Genomic DNA, 20,847 nt, shown 5'->3' with positions numbered 1-20,847 from the left:
GCTTGGCGGGATAAGCCACACCGATGCTTTTTAATCTTACGCTGGAAAATAGTCATCTAACGGTTGTGATACTTTCTATAAAGCCTGCTTAAAAGGCTTATATACAATGATTTGAAATTATTAATTATTAAAATTTTTTATTAAGATAGGATAGAATAAAAATACAATAGACATAATTTAATTAGACAGGCTGAATATGCGTCAATTCACTCATCAATATGCGACTGATTTTGAACTTAGCAGATGGTGCTCAAAACAAAGTGACAGAAATAAGGTTCTATTTTATCAAACAGTTTAAGAAGGAAATGTGTTATATAATCAACTCATAAATATGGCGCTAAGATCCCTTTTTCAAGCGAGGCGATAGCCTTCGGATCAATGTAGCAACTAAAAAAATAAAAAGGCTGTAGAGATGACTCTAGAGAGTAAAAGAAAATATAACTTTATTCTTGTAACCATACTTCTGTTCTTGTCCTACCCCCTACTCAGATCGATAGAGTGGCATGGAAGCACTCATCTTCATACTTTCATGGAAATAATTGCTACGTTATTAGCACTGTTTGTTGGAATATTATCCTTTATTCACTACCACACAAACAAAAGTAATCAATTATTTTTATTAATAGCGGTTGGTTTCTTTGGAACCGCTTTTTTAGATGGCTATCACGCAATAGTCACCTCCCTCTTTTTTGCTGAATATTTTCCCAGTATACCTTCGTCCCTTATTCCCTGGAGCTGGATAGCGTCCAGGCTGTTTTTATCAATATTTCTCTTTTGGAGTTATATCCATTTTAGATATATGCACAGCACTACTATAAATGAAAGGCACCTTTATACTTTTGCTTCCCTCAGTACCCTCACAACATTCCTGTTTTTTGCATTTGTCCCGCTTTCTAATGCGTATAATACGGAATTTATATTTCACAGGATGGCGGAATGGGTACCAGGATTGTTTTTCTCATTAGCGCTCTGCGGCTATCTTGTTAAAGGAAACTGGAAAAAGGATATTTTTGAATATTGGCTTACGCTTTCATTAATTGTCAGCGTGATATCACAGATTGTTTTCATGTCTTCTTCAGAGGTCTTGTTTGATATTGAATTCGACGCTGCGCACTTATTGAAAAAAATCAGTTATATATTGGTGCTAATAGGACTGTTAAAAAGTATATATAAACTGGTTCTATATGGGGTAATACAGCGGGCAGAGTTGATCAAACAAACATATAAACTCAAAAGGTATCAAAGAATTGCGGGATTAGGAAGTTATCTTCTTAATTTTAAAACAGGAATATGGACAAGTTCAGAGATACTGGATGAGTTATTCGGAATAGATCAATCTTATAATCATTCAACAGAAGGATGGACTCTTATCGTTCACCCTGATGATCGTATCAAAATGGATGACTATTTGAAAAATGAAGTGCTTGCCAAGGGTAAACCCTTCGACAAAGAATATCGTATTGTACGTCAGACTGACCAATCTATACGCTGGCTTCATGGTCTAGGAAAACTTGAATTTGATAACGATGGGTTACCTGTAAAAATGGTCGGCACTGTTCAAGATATCACGGAACAAAAACGTGCTTCTGATTCGCTGCTCAAACTCTCATTAGCTGTTGAACAAAGCCCAAATTCTATTGTTATTACCGATCTTGATGGCAAGATTGAATATGTTAATAATATGTTTATAAAGGTAACCGGATACAGTCGGGATGAAGTACTTGGTCAAAACCCTCGTATATTGAAATCAGGTAAAACACCGCAAACAACCTTTAAAGAGATGTGGGCCCATTTGACACGCGGTGACATATGGCATGGTGAAATTATAAATCGCCGCAAAGACAAAAGTATCTATATCGAATCGGCTACCATCACGCCCGTAAAACAAGCTGATGGCAAAATAACCAACTATGTGGCTATCAAAGAAGACATTACTGAAAAAAAGAAGGCTGAAGCCTATACTGAAAACCTCGCTTATTTCGATCAGCTCACGGGATTACCAAACCGTCGTATGCTGCAAGCTCAGGTTAAATACCGGCTTAATATGGCACAAAGCAATCATCAACCTTTAACGGTGATGTTCCTGGATCTCGATAATTTCAAAAATATCAACGATTCTTTAGGACATACTGTTGGCGATCAAGTATTAATAAAGATCGCAAAACGAATCAAGAAAGCAATTCGGGAAGTAGATACCGTGTCGCGTTTGGGAGGTGACGAATTTATTATGCTTTTCCCTAATACCGATGCGAATGCGGCAATGCATATTGCCACAACTCTGATTCAAGAAATTTCCAAAGCTTCTGTCGTTGAACACAATGAGCTGACTATAACGCCTTCAATCGGGATTGCTATCTATCCAAATGACGGTAACGATTTCAAAACACTGCTAAAAAATGCCGAGACTGCTATGTACAGGGTCAAGAATGACAGTCGCAACGGTTTTCATTTCGTTACACCGGAGATGCAGTTAAGTGCATCCCGTAACCTGCAATTGGAAAATGCACTGCGCCATGCACTAAAACGTAATGAACTGCAACTATATTATCAGCCACAAATTTCAACATCTAACGGACAAATTATAGGGGCTGAAGCCTTATTAAGATGGCATCATCCAGAACTTGGAATGATCTCTCCTGCTGAATTTATCCCAATAGCAGAAAGTAGCGGTCAAATTATTGAGATTGGGGAATGGGTTCTTCGCACCGCGATAAGGCAAACAAAAAACTGGATGGACGACGGATTTACTCCCATGATAATCGCAGTAAATTTATCTGTAGTGCAGTTTAGACAGAAAAACTTACTGACTCTGATCACCGACATTCTGGCCGAAGTACAATTGCCAAACGAATATCTGGAATTGGAACTGACCGAAGCGGTTACGATGCATGATCCGGAGTCTGTGATTAATGTTATGAATACGTTTCACGAGCAGGGAATCCGCATGTCCATCGATGATTTTGGTACAGGATATTCTTCTCTAAGCTATCTGAAAAAGTTCAAAGTATACAAACTGAAGATAGATCAATCCTTTATACGTGATATTTCAAATGATCCTGACGACCGCGCTATTGTCAGTGCCATCATAGATATGGCAAGCAACCTAGGATTACAAACTATTGCAGAAGGCGTCGAAACTGCCGAACAGTTAGCCTTCTTGCGGCTACATGGATGTCATGAGGTACAAGGATACTATTTCAGCAAACCGCTTCCTTCTGTGGAGTTTGAACAGTTCCGACATAATCATGATTTGACTTCCCCTCCGCTAAATCAGCAAGCTGACTTTGAAGGAGATTATTAGTCGTCACCCACTAAGTGGAATAACTGACGAGCATTTTTATTTTTAAAGGTTTAGTACATCCCAAAAAGTTGGTAAAGACTGTTTACTGTGGTGATAAAGATGCGACTTCTTTCAACCAGACGAACTTAGGATCTTTTCTAAGGTTCGCCAGTATTTTACTCAAAACTGAATAGTTAATGCTCGTACTATCTTTATAGTAAGCATCGCTGCAAATTTTCAAAATTCGGTCATAAACAAAGCGTACACAGCCACATGTTTTTGTTAGCAACAAAGCCTGATCATCTATTGGATATAATCTAATTATTTATCGCTATAAAAATTAGAAAACAGTATTTACGAAAAAGACAAAATTTAGAATAGTTAGCATTTTTTATTGTATTTTTTTTCGGGGGATTTAAATTAGAATATGAATTGGTTGCCAGAGCAGGATTTGAACCTAAGACCTTCGCTAGTGTTTATAAGAGTTGAGCCCGATGAACTCTTTCTTTTAAACATTTTAAAGTTGGTTGCGAGAGCAGGATTTGAACCTACGACCTTCGGGTTATGAGCCCGACGAGCTACCAGACTGCTCCATCTCGCGTCCGATATTGGTATTTCTTTTTTCTAAATCTTTAACAAGTAAAGTTGGTTGCGAGAGCAGGATTTGAACCTACGACCTTCGGGTTATGAGCCCGACGAGCTACCAGACTGCTCCATCTCGCGTCCGATATTGGTATTTCTTTTTTCTAAATCTCTAACAAGTAAAGTTGGTTGCGAGAGCAGGATTTGAACCTACGACCTTCGGGTTATGAGCCCGACGAGCTACCAGACTGCTCCATCTCGCGTCCGATATTGGTGTTTCTTTTTTCTAAATCTTTAACAAGTAAAGTTGGTTGCGAGAGCAGGATTTGAACCTACGACCTTCGGGTTATGAGCCCGACGAGCTACCAGACTGCTCCATCTCGCGTCCGATATTGGTGTTTCTTTTTTCTAAATCTTTAACAAGTAAAGTTGGTTGCGAGAGCAGGATTTGAACCTACGACCTTCGGGTTATGAGCCCGACGAGCTACCAGACTGCTCCATCTCGCGTCCGATATTGGTGTTTCTTTTTTCTAAATCTTTAACAAGTAAAGTTGGTTGCGAGAGCAGGATTTGAACCTACGACCTTCGGGTTATGAGCCCGACGAGCTACCAGACTGCTCCATCTCGCGTCCGATATTGGTGTTTCTTTTTTCTAAATCTTTAACAAGTAAAGTTGGTTGCGAGAGCAGGATTTGAACCTACGACCTTCGGGTTATGAGCCCAACGAGCTACCGGACTGCTCCATCTCGCGTCCGTATTAACTTTTCTTAGGCGGTTAATAAACATCACTTCGATGAAATATACAGCTTTAAGAGCGGCGAATGATATAGAGATCACATTATTATAGCAAGCACTATTTGATACATTAACACTGAGTGTTTAAATAGTAATCACAACCAATAATATTCTCGAAATAAACCCTTATGCTCCGAATAATATCTACTCATTACTCTAATTTTATTATTTAAACTCACAGGTATGTTTGATATGAAAAGTGAAATATTTATCAAATTATTAGGCCGTATTAGCTTTCAAAAGTTCATAAGAAATAAATTATTTTAAAATACTGCACCCATCAATTTTATGCTCTACTTAGCTGAAGTAGAAATGAACAAAAAAGCATTGATTGCAGTCACCAGATAATTAAACACCCTGATCTTTCAAATGCAGGGTAATCTTATTGTCAGTACATAAAAAACATTAAAAAACCCATATAATTAAAAATACTGGTGTTGGTGCTGATTTAGCAGAAGATCTTATCCAAGGTTTTATTTTTACAAATAATAAAGTGCTTTCTAATACGGAAATGACACCGAGTTAATTTTCTTTACGCTTAATTAATATGAAACCAGTAAAAATTATTTTAAAGCTTGTGGCACATATATAAGTTGCAATAGCGACTAGGCATGATGCAAAGCTTATATGCCCCAATTCAAAAAGTGATAAACATAATTGTATAAGCCTCCCTTATATCTGGCATTACGTTTACTGCTAGGGACAATATAGAGCAGCAGCAATTGTAATCAACGATCCGCTCGCTAGATTAGCTATACAACAAAAGACTGCCTTGAGTAAACCATCTGGTGCTTTATTATCGAAGTTTATATTAGGCTTTCAGCAAGAAATGCTTCCTTGTATAGTGCGGATTTTATTAATCTTCTCATTTTTTGGCAAAAAAAAACCTAAGCTTATATTTAAGCTTAGGTTTTTTTAATGTGGCTCCCCTTGCTAGACTTGAACTAGCGACAAACGGATTAACAGTCCGTTGCTCTACCAACTGAGCTAAAGAGGAATTGTCTTTTATTTACATTATTCAGTGTAACCTGATTAACGTGCCTCAACTGCTCTACAAACTGAGCAAAAAAGGAATTGTCTTTTATTTACATTATTCAGTGTAACCTGATTAACGTACCTCAACTGCTCTACCAACTGAGCTAAAGAGGAATTGTCTTTTGCATACGCGACTTTATTAGCTCGGCTAATAGACTAGTGTATGTTTTAAGTCTTCCGACTTTTTATTATCACTTTAGCAATAATAACTAAATGTGGCTCCCCTTGCTAGACTTGAACTAGCGACAAACGGATTAACAGTCCGTTGCTCTACCAACTGAGCTAAAGAGGAATTGTCTTTTACTTACATTATTCAGTGTAACCTGATTAACGTGCCTCAACTGCTCTACAAACTGAGCAAAAAAGGAATTGTCTTTTACTTACATTAATTCAGTGTAACCTGATTAACGTGCCTCAACTACTCTAATAGAAGTTGTAGGCATTTTAAGTCTTCCGACTCGTTATTATCACCTTATCAATAATAACTTAATGTGGCTCCCCTTGCTAGACTTGAACTAGCGACAAACGGATTAACAGTCCGTTGCTCTACCAACTGAGCTAAAGAGGAATTATCTTTTACTTACATTAATTCAGTGTAACCCAATTAACGTGCCTCAACTGCTCTACAAACTGAGCTAAAGAGGAATTATCTTTTACTTACATTAATTCAGTGTAACCCAATTAACTTGCCTCAACTGCTCTACCAACTGAGCTAAAGAGGAATTGTCTTCTACTTACATTAATTCGGTGTAACCTAATTAACGTGCCTCAACTGCTCTAATAGAAGTTGTAAGCATTTTAAGTCTTCCGACTTGTTATTATCACCTTAGCAATAATAACTAAATGTGGCTCCCCTTGCTAGACTTGAACTAGCGACAAACGGATTAACAGTCCGTTGCTCTACCAACTGAGCTAAAGAGGAATTGTCTTTTTAGATTAACTATTTTATTAAATAATCTCAAGAGGTGTTTTATTTTTCTCTTGTTCAAAACAACATGCAATTAAATGCAGGAGTCTTTAAGACGGGCGCAGTATATTTTTTGCAGTACTTACTGTCAACAAAAAAGGTGCACAAAAAGATTGGTTGCCGATAATTCAAGCAACCAATCACAAAAGTACTGCCTATTACTCAAAGAATGGGAACAAAAAATACATTTTTATATTTGCCACTGAATATTTTCTTTTAGTTTTAGTTGCATCTTTTCAAGCGGTTCGTTCTTTTTACCAACAATAACCAAACTTACTTTTCCTAATTTTTCAGTCAAACCTTTAAAATTTTGATTATGAAAATCAGGTGAGTTTATTCACCCATCGTCATCCGGCACAACAAACACGGTAATACGTCCTTGCTCACCCTGAATAATCATATGCAATCCGGGCCTCCCGTCAAAAGCACAGTGATTCACATAAAGAACGTCGCCTAGATCATCTTTTGCCAGACCACCATAACTTGCAAGCTTGGCATTGACAGTAGAGAGCTTGGCTTTTTCATTGACTTTTTCAGTAAAAGAATACTCTTTTTGGATATGTTGAAGCGCTACTGTCCCTATGTCTTGAGTAAAGTTATTCAGATTATTTAATAGTGGTAAACTTATTCCAATAATAAAAGCGACTGATGCTGCAATAGCTAAATGCCAACGCTGGTTTACGTTCTTTTTATTTTCAATCGCAAAACTTTGCTCTAACAGGATTTTATCGATCATGTCATCCGGCGGATCAACGTTTAATACCGACTCTAACTCTAAATCAAATTTTTTTGCCTGATCAACAAAGGTTTTATCTTGCTCTGAATCAAACTGCCTGCGCAAAAATTCGTCACTTTTGTCATTCGGCGTCGCAATTGCAGTATGACGAAATAATATATCATCCATGTGCTACCCCACTACTTTTAGTTGTTGCTGATAATGATGATTTTAATAAATTCTTTGCTCTAAACAACCGCGTTAATACGGTGTTTTTATTTAAATTTAGCTGCTGCGCAATTTCCTCAGTGCTAAAACCTGCGATAAGCTGCAATAACAAAGGGTCTTTATATTCATCTGCTAAGCGCAATATTTTACGACGTAATAATTCTTTATCCATCTCTTCTGATGAATCATGATCATCCGCCACTTCGTTATCAGCGATATCGACTAAAGAAAACTGCTTGCGTTCAAAACGACGTGCATTTTCACGACGTAATATGGTAAATAACCAACCTTTAGCGGCTTTATCGTCCAATAAACTGTCCAGACTCTTCCAGGCGCGCAAGCAGGTCTCCTGCACTAAATCTTGTGCTATATGAGGATCACGACAGATCCAAAATGCATAACGGTAAAGATCCGGGCTATAGATATTGACGAGTGCTTCATAACGTTTCTGTTTTTTATTCATATCCTTAAAGACCAAGGATTTTGAACTTATATTTCGTTTTCGATTAAATAAATTCATTTATTTCTCTTCTTAGGAAAAATTATATTTTCAAAAAATGCTTATAAAACAACCTCACCACAACCCCTTGAAAATAAATGATTAATTTAAAAAATTTAAAGAAAAGTGACTAATTTTGAAATTTTTGTTCTGATAACTCGGTTTATATACTTGAAACTACAACAATGCATAATTGCTATTTCAGCATTTGCTTAATTTTATTATAGAGGAATATCTATCATGAAAAAATCTAATCTTGCTTTAGCTGCTACGTTTTCAACTCTGATCGCTGTTGGTGGTGCACTTGTTTCGACTCCCGCAATGGCCGCCGGTAAAGAGAAATGTTATGGCGTTGCAGCGGCGGGTCAAAATGACTGCGCTACAAAAACAAGCTCATGTGCAGGGACTTCTAAAGTTGATAATCAAGGCGATGCATTTCTTGCAGTGCCTGAAGGGTTGTGCGCTAAATTAGGCGGTGGTTCTTTAGAGCCTAAAAAAGCATAACTTTTTTATTTGATGCCGAGATTTTTAACTGCCAAATAATATCCAAACCACTTCTAAGCAAGAGGTTTGGATAGACATTTTTTAGGATTAAAGACATTGAAAAAAATACAGGCAGGCACTGTTGGGATAGGACTTCGTCACCCCCATTATCAGACCCTATTAGATCAATTGCCGACATTGGGTTTTCTTGAAGTGCACAGTGAAAACTATTTTAATCCGCACAGTCAAAACCGTTTTTATCTTGAACAAATCGCGGCTCATTACCCTCTTAGCTTTCACGGTATTGGGTTGTCAATCGGCAGCAGCGAAGACATCAGTAAAACACATTTACAAAACCTTAAACAGATTATTGATATTTTTCAACCAGTATTAGTGTCCGATCACATCAGTTGGAGCTCATTACAAAGCAATTTTTTTAATGATTTATTACCCATCCCTTACACGAAAAAAGCATTGTCATGTTTTGTAAATAACCTCAACCAGACTCAAGAGCACTTACAAAGGCAAATTCTGATAGAAAACCCCTCTTCTTATTTAGAATATAATGACAGTGAAATGAGCGAACCGGAGTTTATCAATGAAATTGTCAAGCAAACTGGCTGTGGCTTGTTATTAGATCTTAATAACGTTTATGTGAGTGCTACTAATCATCAATTTTCAGTGGAAAAGTATCTCGATATCATCGACCATACAACAGTGCAGGAAATTCATTTAGCAGGTTTCACTCAAAAACAGGTTAACAATAGCACTATGCTAATTGATACCCACAGCACCTTAATAAGCCAATCTGTTTGGGATATTTACCAAACATACATGTCGACAAAAAAAACAGATGCGCTGACATTAATAGAGTGGGATCTGGATATCCCCAAACTTGGTACCTTGATAGAAGAGCATAATAAAGCGATTAATATCAAACAATCGCTTTGCACCAGTGATAAGCATGTATAACGATTCTACTAATGCAAAACAACCTTATTTAACGAGATTTCCCCAGAACTTTTAATCGCTTAATAAAATAACTCAGGCAAGAGATTTAAGGAAAATATTTATGACAAAAATTAACTTACTTAATGACGCTATCTCTTTAATACAAAAAACCTTGTGGCTTTCTATCTGCTTAAGTATGACGGTTAGTACAGCATCAGCGTCCATCGACTGGCCAACGGCTGGGTGGCCAGTCAAAAAACTAACCCCGGCAGACGATCTAAGTTATTTAAGCGTATTAGAGAAAAATATAATTTTACACCTTAATATGGCAAGAACAGATCCGAGTCGCTATAGCCAAGAATTTATAGCTCCGCGCAGCGCTTTTTACAATAATAAAATGTACTTAAAGCCAGGTGGAGCTGAAAATTTTATCGGACTGAAAACACAAGAGGGTCTAAGCGCGGCTGATGAAGCAGCTAAAGTAATGAGCAGCACAAAAGCTTTAGGGTCATTAAAAGCACATAAAAAATTAACCTTAGCGGCCCAAGATCATGCCGCTGACCAATCTAAATATGGCGGTATTGGACACGTTAGCCATAATGGCTCAACCCTGCAAAATAGAATTGAAAGATATGGAAAATGGCAGCATACAATAGGTGAAAATATTATCTATGGCCCAGATTCTGGACGAGAAGTCGTGGTTCAATTATTGATAGATGATGGTGTTAAAAGTCGCGGTCATCGCACTAATATACTGAAAAATGATTATAAGGTAGTGGGCGTCGCCTGCGACAAACATCCTTCCTACGGCATTGTGTGCGTGATGGACTTTGCAGGTGGGATCGAGTGAATCGTTATCTGCATGACTTATATCCCAAAATATATTACAGAGACGCTAAGTATTTTGGCTTTAGTGTCTTTTTAACAATGTATCTATATCAACGATCTCTTCTGGTCATTCAATACGCAGCGCCTTTGATCAAGCGCTCAACCGATGAGAATACGGTAATGACGGGGTCTCAAGGATGAATATCAAACAACTTCAGTGGCAATTTAGCGACACACTTTTATATAAAAACGATCAAATTGCTAAGCAAATTAAACCCAAAAAAGCATTCACCAGTAATGAGTTATTACAGATATACCGTAATAATTTTGTGATGGGCGTAACGGAAGCACTCTCTGCGACTTACCAGCATACCTTATCCCTGGTAGGTGAAACCTTTTTTAATACGGTAGCAAGAGGGTTTATTTTACGCCACCCCCCTCAAGAAAATAACATGATGACCTATGGTGACGGTTTTAGTGAATATTTGCATGAGCTTGAACAACTCAAAGCATTACCCTATGTAGCCGAAATGGCACGTTTTGAGTGGTTATTAGAACAAACAACCAATACAAAATTACAACCCCTTTCACTTGATTTTCAGCAGCTGAAATTGATACCAACAGAGCAATTAGACAACATTAGTTTTCAAATTGCTACGCAGGTATCGATATTTTCAAGTAAGCAAAACATTCAGCATTTGTACCGAATGATAATCCACAAACAAATACAGGAAACTGATTTAAACCAAATTTGCTATTTAGCACTTAAAAAGCAATTAAATTTTAGCGTCGAACTTATTTTGTTGAGTGAGGCTGAATTTCTGCTGCTGCAACAAATTATGCAGCAAAAAAAAATGGGGCAAATAGCGCCACAATCGTTACTTGAGGGATTGCCTCAATTATTAGAGAAAGATCTACTTTACGGATTTACATTAATAAATGCCTAGGAGGCATTATGCTCAATTTTTACCAACTCATTGTGGACAAAATGCAATGTTACTTTACCCCTATATTGCTGTTATTCACCCGTCTTTGGGTCGCCTCTGTGTATCTAAAATCTGGTTATTTAAAAATAACCAGCTGGGATAGTACCTTGTACCTATTTGAAGAGGAGTATCAGGTTCCCTTTTTACCCTGGGAATTAGCCGCATATTTAGGAACAGCAGCAGAGTTGCTACTGCCGATATTTCTGATTTTAGGTTTATTAACACGCCCAATGGCGGCCATTTTATTTGTTTTTAATATTATGGCCGTTGTCTCATACCCGGTTCTTTGGGAGGGTGGTTTCTATGATCACCAGCTATGGGGCTTAATGATATTAATAAATGTTGCTTGGGGAGCGGGATTAATCTCGATTGATCAGCCATTAAAGAAACATTTTTTTGCAAAATAATTTAGAGTCTGCTTATCTTTCGAGGTTAATTCTTGGAAATTAACAGATCCCAGCCGTAATAACCTTTTTGGATATGACGGCGCAGGCAATTTTATTTTTTAACCATAAAATCAAATAAGAGCTGATCTTTAATCCCATTTACCAGAATGTTAATTTTTAGTTGCCAGATCATGGCCGGGGTTGTGCAGGCTCCAACCAAGGTTTTTGCAGAGAAAAACCCTTTATCTGTCTTCACAAAAGTAACCGGAATACGCCCCATAAACATTTCTTTTCCCACTATTTTGGCATCGATCACGCGCCACTCTTGTTCATCACTCTCAAGCCTGAAATTAATCCATTGTTCTGCTTTAATAGTTGGGTTATCAACACTTAACCAAAAGCGCCCCTGAGAGCTTAGCAACTCACAGGGTACCAAATAATCACACTCAAGCTGTCCAGATGACCGTTCAGTGGAGGTTAAATCAATGTTCATCTGTTGCTCTGTCTTAATATTAATAGTACGCCATATAAAAAGCGACACTAAAACGATCAGCATGAATAATAATTGTATAATTTTACTTTTTGTTAACATTTAAAGTCCTTATAAAAATAATGGTTAACACGCATTTTTCAACATAAACAATAAGTTTATTAACAATTAATCCACCTACAACTGTTAATTAGAAAAATGTTCACGTAAACTTAGCGCGAATAATTATGTTTGTATGCAGTGATCTGACACATAGTTATTTATGGATAATTATTACTTATTGTGACGTTTTAAAATACGTAAATTGTAAATAAATGCATGGAATCAAAATAATGACAAGCGCTACTACGATTCAACCTGATTACAACTATAAAGTTGTCCGTCAGTTCACACTTACCACCATATTTTGGGGTATTATTGGCATGAGTGTCGGGGTATTAATTGCAGCTCAATTAATCTGGCCGGCACTTAACTTCGACACACCCTGGCTAACCTACAGCCGTTTGCGTCCGCTACATACTAATGCGGTTATTTTTGCATTCGGTACCTCGGCACTAATGGCAACCTCTTTCTACATAGTGCAGCGAACCTGCCAAACGCGATTGTTTGGCGGGCATCTGGCTTCTGTGGTCTTTTGGGGATGGCAACTGGTTATTATCTCAGCCGTCATTTCATTGCCTTTGGGCTACACAACGTCAAAAGAATACGCCGAACTTGAATGGCCAATCGATCTGCTGATTACCGCAGTGTGGGTGGTTTACGCTATTGTATTTTTTGGCACTTTAGCAATACGTAAAACATCACATATTTACGTGGCAAACTGGTTCTTCGGCGCATTTATTTTAACCGTTGCAGTGTTGCATATAGTAAACAGCATGGCCATCCCGGTTTCAATGGGCAGCATGAAATCTTACTCAATCTACGCTGGTGCGGTTGATGCGATGGTACAATGGTGGTACGGACATAATGCAGTGGGTTTCTTATTAACCGCTGGTTTCCTGGGCATGATGTACTACTTTGTACCCAAACAAGCAAACCGTCCGGTCTACTCTTACCGCTTGTCTATTATCCATTTTTGGGCTTTAATCGCTGTCTATATTTGGGCTGGACCGCATCACCTGCATTACACTGCCCTGCCTGATTGGGCACAATCCTTAGGCATGGTGATGTCATTAATTCTGTTTGCGCCATCCTGGGGAGGCATGATCAATGGTATTATGACACTTTCTGGTGCTTGGCATAAACTGCGTACCGATCCTATTCTGCGTTTCTTAGTGGTATCACTGTCTTTCTACGGTATGTCTACCTTTGAAGGTCCGATGATGGCGATTAAAACAGTCAATGCGCTCTCTCATTATACTGACTGGACGATTGGCCATGTACATTCTGGCGCATTAGGCTGGGTTGCAATGGTAACGATAGGCTCGATCTACCACCTGGTTCCAAAATTATTTAATCAAAAAGGGATGTACAGTGTCGCTTTGATTAACTTGCATTTCTGGTTGGCAACTATTGGAACGGTCTTATACATAGTCGCAATGTGGATTTCGGGCGTTATGCAGGGGTTGATGTGGAGAGCTGTGAACGATGACGGAACCTTGACATATACTTTTGTTGAGTCACTGGAAAAATCCTACCCGTTCTACACTATCCGTTTTGTCGGTGGTTTAATCTTCTTAACTGGTATGTTGGTGCTGGCTTACAATACATACAAAACAGTTACTGCAAAAGATGGCTCTATCCAGCCTCAAGAACTTGGTTAGTCACGGAGTGAGATAATGAAACACGAATTTATTGAAAAGAATGTTGGGTTACTGGCTATCCTTATCATCATTGCCATCAGCTTTGGTGGTTTGGCGCAAATTACACCATTAATTTTCCAAAAAGAAACGAATACACCCGTTGATACATTACGCCCCTATACTGCATTAGAAATGGAAGGTCGTGATATTTATATTCGCGAAGGATGCAGTGTGTGTCATAGCCAAATGATACGCCCTTTCAGAGCAGAAACAGAACGTTATGGACACTACAGTGTCGCTGGTGAAGGTGTTTGGGAACATCCATTTTTATGGGGTTCAAAACGCACAGGACCGGATCTGGCGCGTGTTGGTCAACGTTATTCAGATGCCTGGCATAAAATTCACCTGCTTAATCCACGTGATGTTGTACCACAATCAAATATGCCTGGCTTCCCATGGCTTGCAGAGAACCACTTAACAGGTGAAGATACAGCGCGTAAATTGGACATCTTTAAAAATAACTTCGGTGTTCCGTATACGGATGAGGATATTGCAGGAGCAAAAGCAGCAGTTGAAGGAAAAACTGAAATGCAGGCGTTAATTGCTTACCTGCAGTCACTTGGACATGCTTTAAGATAACGATGGCGCCCTGTTTGCGGGCGCTTTTTCAACTACTGGGGGCTTTATGGATTTTGCAACTTTTAACGGGCTATATACGCTGTTCTTAATTATTATTTTTGTTGCTTTAATTGCGTGGGCATACAGTAAAAAACATAAAAAGAATTTTGATAATATCGCAAATTCTATTTTTGACGATGATCAAGACTCAACAAAGTATGCGGGCGAAAAAAGCAAACATACAGGAGCTAAAAAATAATGAGCATTTTTTGGACATTATGGATCACGATAATCACACTGACCGTTATTATCGGTTGTGCAGTATTACTTAGAGCCACCACAAAAAATAATACTGGCGTCGAAGAAGGCCAACCGATGCCACATACTTATGATGGTATTCAAGAGTTAAATAACCCGCTGCCTAAATGGTGGGTGGGCTTATTTTGGTTTACTATTGTCATTGCTTTACTGTACAGCATAATGTTTCCAACCTATGGCAGTAACTGGAATGGATTGCTTAATTGGAGCAGTTCAGAGCAAAGTACATTAACACGACAAGAAAGAAACGAATTAGCCAAAACCTCGCAGTCCCAGTACCAACGTGAAATGAATGCAGCTGAGGAAAAATATGGTGCAGTCTTTAAGCAACTTACTTATGATGAAAATGGTGTTTATAAAGACCTCACTTTAGTGGCTCAAGATTCTGAAGCAATAAAAGTTGGCCAACGTTTATACCTGCAGAATTGTTCTCAGTGCCATGGCTCCGATGCACGTGGAAGTACCGGATTTCCCAACCTGACCGACAATGATTGGTTATATGGTGGTGATGCCGATACCATTAAGCTAACGCTTATGCATGGTCGTAAAGGTGCTATGCCAGCATGGGCGGACATCCTAGGCGAACAAGGCATTAAAGAAGTCACCAGCTATGTATTACAATTGAGTGGCCGCCGCGTTGATTTGCTTGAAGCAAAAGCCGGAAAAGAACGTTTTGTTGTCTGCAGTGCCTGTCATGGTGCTGACGGTAAAGGAATGCATGCAGTGGGAGCGCCTAATCTGACAGATACCATATGGTTATATGGTGGCTCTCGTAAAGCTGTTGAAGCGACACTTAGAAACGGTCGAAATGGTGTAATGCCAGCTTGGAAGGATGTATTAGGTGAAGATAAAATTAATTTGATCTCAGCTTATGTCTATTCTCTTTCTCAGCAGGATAGTCAATAAAATAAACCCCCTCTTTAGCTATAAAAAGCCTCGTTTAGAGGTTTTTTTATAGCTAAAAATTATTGCAAATGATAGGTTTAAGATCTGCTTAATACCCCACAGGATAAACATGACAAACAATAATAATAAACCCTGGTTCAAACAATTCTGGCCTTGGTTTTTAATCCTTTTGCCTCTATTATCTGTTGTTCGTGGGGTTGTGACTGTTATTATCGCTGCAGATAATAAACCAGATATGGTCGTTGATGATTATTATTCGAAAGGTAAAGCAATTAATAACGATCTTGCCTTAATAAAAAAGGCACGGGCTAACAATATTAGTGCTTCAATAACACAATCAGGTGATGAACTAATCATCGACTTAAGTGGCGTTCAGGATAAAAGCTCTATTCAGTTGTTTTTATATCATTCAACTCAAGCTGAACGCGATTTATCACAACTATTAACCGCCGATGGAAGTGGTCGTTACCGCTACCAGTCAGAGCAATTATTATCGGGTAAATGGCAGATACGTATCGAACCCTTTGATAAAAGTTGGCGCTTACAAAAACGGGTTGCCTTACCCAAAGAAAATTTTATATTAGAATGACATTACAAAAAAACTGTTTCCATTGTGGTGAAGAAAATCCTCCATCCACTGATTTTAATGTGCAAATAAATACGGTTTCACAAAGAATGTGCTGCCCAGGTTGCCAAGCAGTGGCCCAAACAATTGTTGATAGTGGTTTAACTTCTTATTATGAGCATCGCAGCGAACCAGCCGAAAAAGGCCTGTTATTGGTTCCCGATGTATTATTGCAACTTGAAGATTATGATATTGGGAAAATTCAGGAAGATTTTGTCGATAACGTTGTAGATAATAATGAAAACCTCAGTACCACCACCCTGAGTGTTGAAGGTATCACCTGCCCGGCTTGTGCCTGGTTGATAGAAAAACAGCTGCGTTCATTACCCGGATTAGTCTTTATTAATGTTAATACAACACTTAACCGTGCGGTTATAAAATGGGATCAACAACAACTTAAACTCAGTCAAATTTTAACTGGAATTCAAAAAATAGGGTATAAAGCTTACCCCTTTCAAGTTAATAAACAGGAAGCCTTTTATACACAGCTGACAAAATCTTACCTGCAACGCTTAGGTCTAGCAGGTCTTGCTACCATGCAGGTGATGATGTTTGCTATCGCATTATATGCTGATTTTTTTTCAGGAATGGAAGAACAGTTCATACACTATTTCCGCTGGGTTAGTTTTATATTAGCGACACCTGTTCTGCTTTACAGCGCTCAACCTTTTTATTTAAATGCATGGCGTAATATCCGCAACCAGACGTTAGGGATGGACATCCCCATATCCATCGCTTTATTAGGTGCTTATACTGCCTCTGGTTATGCAACTATTGTGGGTCAAGGAGAAGTCTACTTTGAATCTGTTTCAATGTTTACTTTCTTATTATTACTCGGTCGTTTATTAGAGCTGCGCGCCCGTCGTAAAGCCTCTGAAAGCAGCAGTAATTTATTACGCTTATTACCCTCAATGGCGACCCTTATTGAGGATCCGGATAATCTGCAAATTCAATCAGTTATTCCCGCAAAAACATTAACCGTCGGCCAATATATTATCGTTAAGCCGGGACAAACTATTCCCGTCGATGGGCTGATCTTAAAGGGTGCCAGCAACATTGAAGAGTCTATGCTGACAGGTGAGCATTTACCCGTTAGCAAAGCGCAAAACGCGCCAGTATTTGCCGGCAGTGTCAATATAACCAGCCAGTTGATTATTCGTGTTGAGAAAGTGGGCAATAATACGTTAATTGCAGATATCATTCATCTTCAGGATAACGCCCAGCTTAATAAACCAAAAATAGAAATTATTGCAGATACAGCGGCCAGATACTTTGTCGCTGCGCTGCTTATTGTTGCCTCTTTGACTTATATAAGTTGGAGTTTTATTGCACCTGATCAAGCTTTTTGGATCACGCTTTCCGTCCTGGTTGCAACCTGCCCCTGTGCACTCTCCCTAGCGACACCGACAGCCCTGACCTGTGCAACGGCGCAACTTAATAAACAGGGTATATTAATTAAACAGCACCATGTATTGGAGACAGTGAATAAAATTAACCATATTGTTTTTGATAAAACAGGTACGCTAACGAAGGGTAACTTTAAACTGCTAAATACACAGTATTATAGCCATTATTCAAAACAGGAATGTATAGACTTAGCGGCACAATTAGAGAAAAATTCAGAGCACCCTATTTCACTGGCATTTAAAAAGCAGCAGAAAAATAGCATAGTATTAAATGATGTGGTTAATAGACCGGGACAAGGATTACAGGCCAAGTATTTAAATAAAACCTTAAAATTGGGTCACGCCGTTTTTTGTGGTGTTGAGAATAATATTAACAGTAAAGAATTAGTCATTTACCTCACCTTGGATAAGCAACTGCTTGCCAGTTTTGAGTTAGGTGATGAATTACGTCCCAGCGCACCAGAGATTCTGAGCTATTGCCATCATCACAATATTAACAGTACTATGTTAACGGGTGATATCTCTTTAAAAAGTGAAGAGGTTTGCGAAGTGCTTAGCATTAGCCAGTTGCAAAAAGGAGTCACTCCGCAACAAAAACTGCAATATATACAGCAACTGCAAAAAACAGATAAGGTTATGATGATTGGAGATGGTATTAATGATGCGCCGGTGATGGCCGGTGCGCACGTCTCTGTCGCTTTAGCGAGCGGCACTGATATTGCTAAAAATAGTGCAGATGTTATTTTATTGGGAGAAGACTTAAATAAATTAGCCGCTTTACATAAAATGGCTAACAGAACGACACTTATCATTAAAGAGAATCTTGTTTGGGCATTTGGTTATAATATTATTATTGTACCTTTAGCGGTGATGGGATATGTTCCCCCCTACATCGCAGTATTAGGCATGTCCTGTAGTTCCCTTATTGTAGTCTGTAATTCTTTACGATTATTAAAATCATAACCGTTCCCGATGATTTTTATCACTTATTAATTGTACTATTTATATCTTTAATTAAGAGTACTATTTATATCTTTAATTAAGAGTACTAAGAGTTTATTAATATGAGTATTATTTATATATTAATACCGATCGCAATGATATTTGTTACGATCGCTATTATAGTCTTTTTTTGGGCTGTAAAATCGAATCAGTATGATGATTTAGATCGTGAAGGTGTCAATATTTTATTCGATGAAGATCTGCCAGCCCCACCAATAAAAGAAGACACAGAAAGTCAGCAAAAAACCATCAAACCGAGTGATTTAAATGATTGAAGGGACGTTATTAAATGATTTTATTGCCGCGCTTTTAATTGGTTTGTTAGGCGCAGGGCATTGTTTAGGTATGTGCTCAGGTATCGCAAGCGCAATCACTTTTTCCTTTAAAAAAGATCAAAAAAAATCAACCTCTATTTTATCCTTATTACTTTACAATCTTGGTAGAGTGAGTAGTTACTCACTTGCGGGCTTTTTGTTTGCAGCAAGCAGCAGCACACTGATTATCTGGTTTGGCGGCAAAGAAGCATTAATTTATTTGCGAATATTAGCCGCTATTTTAATGTTAATGCTGGCGTTATATGTCGCTAAATTATGGCATGGATTATTAAAATTAGAACAAGCGGGCCAATTCGTCTGGAAATTTATCAAACCGCTAGCACAAATATTTATCCCGTTAAAACACCCCCTTTTTGCGTTTCCTCTGGGATTTTTATGGGGATGGTTACCCTGCGGTTTAGTTTATTCAACTTTATCCTGGGCTGCAAGTAGTGGCGACCCACTTAATGGTTTGTTTATTATGTTAGGTTTTGGCTTAGGGACTATGCCTGCAATGCTAACAGTGGGTACCTTTAGCCATCAATTGAAACAAATACTTAATCACCACTGGTTTCGCTATAGTAGTGGCGCACTATTAGCCATTTTTGCGTTCCATACCCTGTATGTCGCAATACTGCAGTTAAGTTAAAGTAAGATAATCAGAAATAGCCATTTACATAAAGAAGTCAGCACGCTTATTTGATGATTTCACGTCCCATATCCTGTATATCATAATATTATAAATAAAGTAATTTAATCAGTAATAGTCAATTACATTAAGAGGTTAACATACTAACATACTCTTATTTGATACTTTCACTGTGATAAATATTTAATTATTAGCATCTATTCAAAGCAAGTTGAATAGATGCTAATATCGATGCGTATCAATTATGGGAAAAATAATGACTATGGAAAAAAGTAATACTAATCGAATTCAAAGCAGTCGTTCTGCTATTCATTGTCAAGACTGCAGTATAAGCCAATTGTGCATTCCTTATTCGCTCAATGAAGATGAATTAGAGCGTTTAGATAATATTATAGAGCGGAAAAAACCGATTCAAAAAGGACAAGAAATATTTAAAGCGGGTCAAGAGATGAAATGCCTTTATGCCATTCGCTCTGGTACGTTAAAGTCCTATACGATTACAGAACAAGGTGATGAGCAAATTACTGCTTTTCATCTCGCTGGTGATTTAATTGGTTTTGATGCGATTAGCTCGGGGACTCATCCAAGTTTCTCCCAAGCACTTGAAACTTCGATGATTTGTGAAATTCCCTATGACACACTGGATACACTTTCTATTAGCATGCCAAAGCTGAGGCAGCAAATATTACGCTTAATGAGCGGTGAAATTGTTGGCGATCAAAATATGATTTTATTACTTTCTAAGAAAAATGCTGAAGAACGACTTGCGTCGTTTATTTTCGACTTATCACAGCGTTTTGCGGCACGAGGATTTTCACCGAAAGAGTTTCGTTTATCTATGACGCGTGGCGATATCGGTAATTATTTAGGTCTCACGGTTGAAACTATCAGCCGTCTTTTAGGACGTTTTCAAAAAATGGAGATGATTGCTGTTAAAGGTAAATATATTAGCATCTTAGATGATGCGCAACTGACTCTTCTGGCTGGCGCATTGAAAAAAGATTAGGTTAACTCACAGATCTATAACTATCTGGTATAAGTA

General features: G+C 38.2%; 19 protein-coding genes and 11 tRNA genes. 15 read left to right on the top strand and 15 right to left on the bottom strand.

The features are described from left to right. Positions 1 to 412 precede the first annotated feature (412 nt). Complete coding sequence (locus PING_RS20435) at positions 413 to 3,301, top strand: EAL domain-containing protein (RefSeq protein WP_011769353.1); 2,889 nt, start codon at positions 413 to 415, stop codon at positions 3,299 to 3,301. 82 nt (positions 3,302 to 3,383) lie between these two features. Here PING_RS20435 and PING_RS21760 read toward each other — a convergent pair whose 3' ends face one another. From PING_RS21760 to PING_RS04980, 14 genes are all read right to left on the bottom strand, one after another. Further along, positions 3,384 to 3,569 carry a helix-turn-helix domain-containing protein gene (locus tag PING_RS21760; RefSeq protein ID WP_198134742.1) on the bottom strand — a complete coding sequence of 62 codons (186 nt, stop codon included), beginning with the start codon at positions 3,567 to 3,569 and terminating at the stop codon, positions 3,384 to 3,386. A gap of 235 nt (positions 3,570 to 3,804) precedes the next feature. Further along, positions 3,805 to 3,881: transfer RNA gene (locus tag PING_RS05040), tRNA-Met, on the bottom strand. A gap of 45 nt (positions 3,882 to 3,926) precedes the next feature. Continuing rightward, positions 3,927 to 4,003: transfer RNA gene (locus PING_RS05035), tRNA-Met, on the bottom strand. A gap of 45 nt (positions 4,004 to 4,048) precedes the next feature. Further along, positions 4,049 to 4,125 (bottom strand) — tRNA-Met (locus PING_RS05030). A 45-nt stretch (positions 4,126 to 4,170) separates the two neighbouring features. After that, positions 4,171 to 4,247 (bottom strand) — tRNA-Met (locus tag PING_RS05025). A 45-nt stretch (positions 4,248 to 4,292) separates the two neighbouring features. Next, a tRNA-Met gene (locus PING_RS05020) sits at positions 4,293 to 4,369 on the bottom strand. A gap of 45 nt (positions 4,370 to 4,414) precedes the next feature. Next, positions 4,415 to 4,491 (bottom strand) — tRNA-Met (locus tag PING_RS05015). A 45-nt stretch (positions 4,492 to 4,536) separates the two neighbouring features. Next, positions 4,537 to 4,613, bottom strand: a tRNA-Met gene (locus tag PING_RS05010). A 965-nt stretch (positions 4,614 to 5,578) separates the two neighbouring features. After that, positions 5,579 to 5,654: transfer RNA gene (locus tag PING_RS05005), tRNA-Asn, on the bottom strand. 254 nt (positions 5,655 to 5,908) lie between these two features. Continuing rightward, positions 5,909 to 5,984: transfer RNA gene (locus PING_RS05000), tRNA-Asn, on the bottom strand. A 200-nt stretch (positions 5,985 to 6,184) separates the two neighbouring features. Continuing rightward, a tRNA-Asn gene (locus tag PING_RS04995) sits at positions 6,185 to 6,260 on the bottom strand. Positions 6,261 to 6,538: 278 nt separating this feature from the next. Further along, a tRNA-Asn gene (locus PING_RS04990) sits at positions 6,539 to 6,614 on the bottom strand. A 382-nt stretch (positions 6,615 to 6,996) separates the two neighbouring features. Next, positions 6,997 to 7,563 (bottom strand): DUF3379 family protein, encoded by a 567-nt coding sequence (locus PING_RS04985; RefSeq protein WP_011769352.1) that lies wholly within the window; start codon positions 7,561 to 7,563, stop codon positions 6,997 to 6,999. Beyond that, on the bottom strand, positions 7,556 to 8,065 hold the full coding sequence (locus PING_RS04980) for a sigma-70 family RNA polymerase sigma factor (RefSeq protein WP_232279428.1): 510 nt from the start codon (positions 8,063 to 8,065) through the stop codon (positions 7,556 to 7,558). The genes PING_RS04985 and PING_RS04980 overlap by 8 nt, the downstream gene beginning before the upstream one ends. A gap of 276 nt (positions 8,066 to 8,341) precedes the next feature. Here PING_RS04980 and PING_RS04975 point away from each other — a divergent pair, with 276 nt between their 5' ends. The 5 genes from PING_RS04975 to PING_RS04950 all read left to right on the top strand — a co-directional run bounded on the left by PING_RS04975 (position 8,342) and on the right by PING_RS04950 (position 11,756). Further along, positions 8,342 to 8,605, top strand: coding sequence for a BufA1 family periplasmic bufferin-type metallophore (locus tag PING_RS04975; protein WP_011769350.1), 264 nt, complete (start codon positions 8,342 to 8,344; stop codon positions 8,603 to 8,605). A 96-nt stretch (positions 8,606 to 8,701) separates the two neighbouring features. Next, positions 8,702 to 9,556, top strand: coding sequence for an MNIO family bufferin maturase (gene bufB / locus PING_RS04970; protein ID WP_011769349.1), 855 nt, complete (start codon positions 8,702 to 8,704; stop codon positions 9,554 to 9,556). A gap of 100 nt (positions 9,557 to 9,656) precedes the next feature. Then, positions 9,657 to 10,385, top strand: a complete 729-nt coding sequence (locus PING_RS04965) for a CAP domain-containing protein (RefSeq protein ID WP_011769348.1) — start codon at positions 9,657 to 9,659, stop codon at positions 10,383 to 10,385. Between the two features lie 175 nt (positions 10,386 to 10,560). Then, positions 10,561 to 11,310, top strand: a complete 750-nt coding sequence (locus PING_RS04955) for an HvfC/BufC N-terminal domain-containing protein (RefSeq protein ID WP_011769347.1) — start codon at positions 10,561 to 10,563, stop codon at positions 11,308 to 11,310. Between the two features lie 8 nt (positions 11,311 to 11,318). Next, positions 11,319 to 11,756 (top strand): DoxX family protein, encoded by a 438-nt coding sequence (locus tag PING_RS04950; RefSeq protein ID WP_011769346.1) that lies wholly within the window; start codon positions 11,319 to 11,321, stop codon positions 11,754 to 11,756. Between the two features lie 91 nt (positions 11,757 to 11,847). Here the strand turns inward: PING_RS04950 and PING_RS19370 are convergent, their stop codons facing one another. Continuing rightward, complete coding sequence (locus PING_RS19370) at positions 11,848 to 12,327, bottom strand: hypothetical protein (RefSeq protein WP_011769345.1); 480 nt, start codon at positions 12,325 to 12,327, stop codon at positions 11,848 to 11,850. A 230-nt stretch (positions 12,328 to 12,557) separates the two neighbouring features. On the opposite strand from PING_RS19370, the gene ccoN reads away from it, so the two are divergent. From ccoN to PING_RS04900, 9 genes are all read left to right on the top strand, one after another. After that, positions 12,558 to 13,988 carry a cytochrome-c oxidase, cbb3-type subunit I gene (gene ccoN / locus PING_RS04940; protein ID WP_041765984.1) on the top strand — a complete coding sequence of 477 codons (1,431 nt, stop codon included), beginning with the start codon at positions 12,558 to 12,560 and terminating at the stop codon, positions 13,986 to 13,988. 15 nt (positions 13,989 to 14,003) lie between these two features. Beyond that, on the top strand, positions 14,004 to 14,606 hold the full coding sequence (gene ccoO / locus PING_RS04935) for a cytochrome-c oxidase, cbb3-type subunit II (RefSeq protein ID WP_011769343.1): 603 nt from the start codon (positions 14,004 to 14,006) through the stop codon (positions 14,604 to 14,606). 46 nt (positions 14,607 to 14,652) lie between these two features. Then, complete coding sequence (locus PING_RS04930) at positions 14,653 to 14,844, top strand: cbb3-type cytochrome oxidase subunit 3 (RefSeq protein ID WP_011769342.1); 192 nt, start codon at positions 14,653 to 14,655, stop codon at positions 14,842 to 14,844. Beyond that, complete coding sequence (gene ccoP, locus PING_RS04925) at positions 14,844 to 15,809, top strand: cytochrome-c oxidase, cbb3-type subunit III (protein ID WP_011769341.1); 966 nt, start codon at positions 14,844 to 14,846, stop codon at positions 15,807 to 15,809. The genes PING_RS04930 and ccoP overlap by 1 nt, the downstream gene beginning before the upstream one ends. Before the next feature lie 109 nt (positions 15,810 to 15,918). Beyond that, a complete protein-coding gene (locus tag PING_RS04920; RefSeq protein ID WP_011769340.1) occupies positions 15,919 to 16,398 on the top strand; it encodes a FixH family protein in 480 nt (159 codons plus the stop codon). Then, a complete protein-coding gene (locus tag PING_RS04915) occupies positions 16,395 to 18,803 on the top strand; it encodes a heavy metal translocating P-type ATPase (RefSeq protein WP_011769339.1) in 2,409 nt (802 codons plus the stop codon). The genes PING_RS04920 and PING_RS04915 overlap by 4 nt, the downstream gene beginning before the upstream one ends. A 101-nt stretch (positions 18,804 to 18,904) precedes the next feature. Beyond that, positions 18,905 to 19,117, top strand: coding sequence for a cbb3-type cytochrome oxidase assembly protein CcoS (ccoS, locus tag PING_RS04910; RefSeq protein WP_011769338.1), 213 nt, complete (start codon positions 18,905 to 18,907; stop codon positions 19,115 to 19,117). Beyond that, positions 19,110 to 19,805, top strand: coding sequence for a sulfite exporter TauE/SafE family protein (locus tag PING_RS04905; RefSeq protein WP_011769337.1), 696 nt, complete (start codon positions 19,110 to 19,112; stop codon positions 19,803 to 19,805). Before ccoS ends, PING_RS04905 begins: the two co-directional genes overlap by 8 nt. 256 nt (positions 19,806 to 20,061) lie before the next feature. Next, positions 20,062 to 20,811 (top strand): FNR family transcription factor, encoded by a 750-nt coding sequence (locus tag PING_RS04900; RefSeq protein ID WP_011769336.1) that lies wholly within the window; start codon positions 20,062 to 20,064, stop codon positions 20,809 to 20,811. Positions 20,812 to 20,847 lie beyond the last annotated feature (36 nt).

It is taken from the genome of Psychromonas ingrahamii 37, from assembly GCF_000015285.1.
GTDB lineage: Bacteria > Pseudomonadota > Gammaproteobacteria > Enterobacterales > Psychromonadaceae > Psychromonas > Psychromonas ingrahamii.
This window is presented reverse-complemented; position numbering and strand designations above follow the sequence as displayed.